The organism is Pseudorhodoplanes sp. (assembly GCF_050250235.1).
GTDB lineage: Bacteria > Pseudomonadota > Alphaproteobacteria > Rhizobiales > Xanthobacteraceae > Pseudorhodoplanes.
The window spans coordinates 1-4,456 of the sequence record NZ_JBFWPA010000270.1; the positions used below are offsets into that span (position 1 = coordinate 1).

Sequence of the window (4,456 nt, forward strand, 5' to 3'; positions counted from 1 at the left end):
TCCGCGAACGCCTTGAAGAACGCTACCGACATCGGACCGAGCGGCAGAAACACATCAAGGCTTTGCGGATTAGCATCTTGGACGCGCTGTAGATAGCTGGATATATCCGTGGTGCCGAGCGGAACGCGCACGACTTCAGCAACCGTCCCGCCGGTATAGCCATGCGTGAACGCCGCAATGGAATCGTGGCCGGTCGCAAAGTCGGCTGCGAGTATCGCGCAACGCTTCATGCCCTGCGATATCGCCCATTTGCCGAGGATGGTCTGCACCGTCCATTGCGTGTAAGCGGCGCGGATATAATAAGGCGACTTGTCGGTGATGAACGCGGTCGCCGAACCGAAGGCGATGAACGGCACCTTCGCCTCCGTAATCAGATCCGCGAGCGCCAGCACGTTCGGCGTGAATTCCAGGCCTCCCAGCAGCGTGACCTTGTCGCGAACGATCAGCTCCTGCGCCAATTGTCGTGCGCGCGCCGGATTGTCACCGCCGACATCGCGGAAAAGAACCGTGACTTTGGGATTGCCGTTCTTGCCGTTGTGCTGATCGAGATAAAGCTCGACGCCCTGGCGATATTCGTTGCCCCAGCTTGCATAAGGACCGGAGAAAATGCCGATGACGCCGACTTTGACCTCGTTAGTTTGCGCTGCAACAGGAGCCGCGACAAAAAGACACGACAGAGTGAGAATCAAAAATCGCAGACGGTTGATGACCATGCCCATTTCATTCCTCCCATTCATCTTTTCATTCGCGCTGCTTGTTGTTGTCACAGCTGGCGCGAACGCTACACCATCTCCAGGCTACCCTCAAGATAGATAGGGAGCCTACCTGCCTGTTTGTCTTGCCAAACAAAAGACCAGCCGGTAGAAATGCAGACACCAGAGGAAAGCTAAAAAAAGAAAGATCCCGAGTGTCCAGCCTGATGGCAACTTTCGTCGCTCTAGCAGTCGATGGAATTGGCTACGGGATGATCCTTTTCCTGATTTCTGTCGGCCTAACCGTCACCCTGGGCGTCATGCGCATCGCGAATCTCGCCCATTGTGGATTCGCGATGATCGGCGGTTATCTCGCGCTTTTTCTTGTCAGTTCCTTGAAATTCGATTTCTTCTCGGCGCTTTTTTTCGCGACGATCGCGACAATGGTCATCGGCGCGCTGCTTGAGCGTACATTCTATCGCTGGGTCTACGCGACCGGCGATCTTGGACAGATCATGATGACGATCGGCCTCACCTTCGTGATGATCGCAACGATAAACCTTATCTTTGGCTCTTATGCCAACACCATTTCCCCGCCTCGATGGCTGTCGACGACAACCGAATTCGGGGCAATCACGATATCCACCTATCGCGTGTTCATTGTGTTTGTCAGCGTGATGCTGGCCGCGACGCTATGGGGGATTCTGGAATACACTGCGTTTGGTGCAAAGCTGCGCGCCTCCGTCGATAATCCGCGCATGGCACGATGCGTCGGCATTGATGTCCAGCACATGTTCGCATTCACCTTCACCATCGGCTGTGGTCTCGCCGCGGCCGCCGGGATACTTGGCACCCAGTTTCTGCCGCTCGAACCGTGGTACGCGCTTGTCTACCTCGTTCCCGTTCTCATGGTGGTTGCCGTCGGCGGCCTCGGAAGTCTGAAAGGCTCGTTCTACGCCGCGCTCGCCATCGGGATTCTGGACACGTTCGGACGCTACCTTTTCCCGAATGCGGGCGGGTTCTTCATCTACGCGGTCGTCCTTGCCGTTCTGGTCTGGCGTCCGCAAGGCCTTTACGGACGAGCGTAATCCGCATGACACCAAACGACGCGCAACGCACCGAGCAAATAGGACGCGCCTTCGCACGGCATCGCTGGTCGTGGATCGATCTCATTCCACTCATCTGCGCCGTCATCGTTTATCTCACGATGAAAGATTATCTGCCGCTCGCGACCCAGGTGCTCATCACCATTGTCTTTGCATTGTCTCTTGATCTCGCCCTCGGCTATGGCGGTATCGCCTCCCTGGGGCACGTCGCCTTTTTCGGCGTCGGCGCTTATGCTGCCGGGCTTTATGCACTTCACGTTTCTCCTGAACCGATCTCCGGCCTTACGGTTGGCGCCGTGGCCGGCACGGTCGCGGGTGCGGTGACGGGACGCTTGATCTTACGGACGGAAGGCCTGACCGTGATCATGCTCACACTTGCGATCGCGACCCTGCTACGTGAATTGGCCGTGACCTGGCGCTCCGTCACGGGCGGTGCGGACGGCCTGTTCGGCTACAAGATGTCACCAATTTTCGGCCTGTTTCCGTTCGACCTCGCCGGCCATACCGCGTACTGGTACGCAGTCGGCGTCACCGCCTTCGTCTATTTCATCTGCAAGATGATCGTGAATTCGCCCTTCGGCCTCACGGTGCGCGGCATCCGCGAAAATCCGATCCGTATGCGCGCCGTCGGGGTGTCCGTGACAAACCGGCTCGTGGGATTATACATGCTCTCCGGTGCGCTCGCAGCGATTGCGGGCGCGCTGTCAGCGCAGGTTGCACGCGTCGTCGGGCCGGACAGCCTCAACTTCGCGCTCTCTGGCAACCTGCTCGTCATGCTGATCCTCGGCGGCACCGGCAATCTGTACGGCGCGTTCCTTGGGGCTGCCGTCTTTGTCGTGCTGTCGGATCGGGCGGCTGCGGTCAGTCCCTTCCATTGGCTGTTTGCCGTCGGCATCGTTCTCATTCTTGCCGTTCGCTATGCGCCGCGCGGTCTGGTCGGACTTATCGAGACGGCTTGGGCACGCTGCAAATCCGGACTGCAAACGTGACGATGCTCGCCCTGGAACTCCGAGGATTGTCCAAGAATTTTGCGGCGATCCGTGTTGCCAATAACATTTCCTTCAATCTTCCCGTTGGCGCGCGGCATGGCCTGATCGGCCCGAACGGTGCTGGCAAGACAACGCTGGTTCACCTGATCAGCGGCCTGTTGCGCCCTTCCGCCGGTTCGATATCCCTTCTTGGCGCCGACATCACGCATCTTCCGCCCGAACGGCGCGTCGCTCTCGGGCTGGCGCGCACCTTCCAGATCACTTCGCTGTTTCCGGCGCTGACAGTCGCAGAGAATGTCGGCATCGCGCTTGGAGCGCGTCACGGCATCGATCAGCAAGCATGGGGCAGTATACTGCGCCGGCCGGACATCCTCGATGAAGCCGCGGCCCTGCTTGACCAGCTCGGCATCCTCGCACTGGCGTCGAACAGTGTTTCGGAGTTGCCCTATGGTCAGCGCCGCCTGGTGGAAATCGCCGTTGTCCTCGCGCTCAAGCCGAAGGTCCTCCTGCTCGACGAACCTGCGGCGGGGCTTTCTTCTTTCGACAGAGTCGTCCTGGTCGAGCTCCTCCTGCGGCTTCCTGCATCGCTCGCAGTACTCATCATCGAGCACGACATGAGCCTAATCTTCCGGGTTGCGCAGCGCATCACCGTAATGCTTGAAGGGGAGATCCTGACCGAGGGGAGCGTCGCTGAAACGCGTGCCGATCCCCGCGTACGCGATGTCTATCTTGGAACGCGCCGGCATGCGTAACCTTCTGTCCATTGCCGCGGTCACGAGCGGATACGTAAATACTACCGTGCTTGAGCAGGTCTCGCTCGATATCGGGTTGAACGAAACCTGGGCGCTGCTCGGTCGCAACGGCGTCGGCAAAACGACTTTGCTCGCCACGATCATGGGCTTAACGACCATGCGCGGCGGAGCCATCAAGTTCAGAGAACATGACATAACCACAATGCCAACGCACCAGCGCGCCCGGCTAGGCCTTGGTTATGTTCCGCAGGAGCGCGAGATCTTTCCTTCGCTTACGGTCGACGAGAACCTTTTGGTCGCGACTCGGCCCGGAGAATGGACTCGCGAACGCATCTTTGAACTATTTCCGCGCCTCGCCGACCGACGTCGCAATTACGGCAACCAGCTGTCGGGAGGAGAGCAGCAGATGCTTGCTGTTGGACGCGCCCTGGCCGGCAACCCTATGATTCTCCTGCTTGACGAGCCATTTGAGGGGCTGGCGCCCGTAATGATCGACAGTCTGATGGGAGGCCTCATCGAACTGCGTCGGCAGACGAAGATGGCGATGCTGCTCGTCGAGCAGCAGGTCGACATCGCGCTGGAACTGAGTGAATTTGCTTTGGTGCTTGATAAAGGCCTCGTGGTTTGGCGAGGTGAGAGTCAGTCTCTCAATAGTTCAGATAAAATTGCAGAGTTAATCAGTCTAGAAGAACCCGCATCGCTCGAAAATCGTGCGTTGGAGAAGGAACGGCGGTCGATCGATTACGACAATCGGGAACGCCGGCGTCGCGCACCTACCGATGCTTTTTTTGCACCCATCAGGAATCGGGACGAAGGAAAACTATCAAGGCCTCGTGGGCTCGACTCCTTCAGCCGCAAGGAGCGTCGCACTGGCTGACCCCGATCTGCTTGTTTACTGCTGCACTAGCGGCAGCTTC

At 58.5% G+C, this 4,456-nt stretch carries 5 protein-coding genes; 4 read left to right on the forward strand and 1 reads right to left on the reverse strand.

The features are described from left to right. The coding region (locus tag AB7F49_RS38405) for an ABC transporter substrate-binding protein (protein WP_428532977.1) at positions 1–719 on the reverse strand (719 nt) is incomplete at its 3' end. 41 nt (positions 720–760) lie between these two features. Between AB7F49_RS38405 and AB7F49_RS38410 the strand changes: the two genes are divergently transcribed. Genes AB7F49_RS38410 through AB7F49_RS38425 form a run of 4 tightly spaced genes read left to right on the forward strand, consistent with a single transcriptional unit; the run spans position 761 to position 4,416 of the window. Next, a complete protein-coding gene (locus AB7F49_RS38410) occupies positions 761–1,780 on the forward strand; it encodes a branched-chain amino acid ABC transporter permease (RefSeq protein ID WP_428532980.1) in 1,020 nt (339 codons plus the stop codon). 5 nt (positions 1,781–1,785) lie between these two features. Continuing rightward, the gene (locus AB7F49_RS38415; protein ID WP_428532983.1) at positions 1,786–2,787 is read left to right on the forward strand and encodes a branched-chain amino acid ABC transporter permease; all 1,002 of its coding nucleotides are present in this window, start codon (positions 1,786–1,788) and stop codon (positions 2,785–2,787) included. Positions 2,788–2,789: 2 nt separating this feature from the next. Continuing rightward, positions 2,790–3,539 (forward strand): ABC transporter ATP-binding protein, encoded by a 750-nt coding sequence (locus AB7F49_RS38420; protein WP_428532989.1) that lies wholly within the window; start codon positions 2,790–2,792, stop codon positions 3,537–3,539. Continuing rightward, entirely contained in the window at positions 3,532–4,416 is an 885-nt protein-coding gene (locus tag AB7F49_RS38425) for an ABC transporter ATP-binding protein (protein WP_428532986.1), read from the forward strand. Before AB7F49_RS38420 ends, AB7F49_RS38425 begins: the two co-directional genes overlap by 8 nt. The last annotated feature ends 40 nt before the right edge of the window (positions 4,417–4,456 follow it).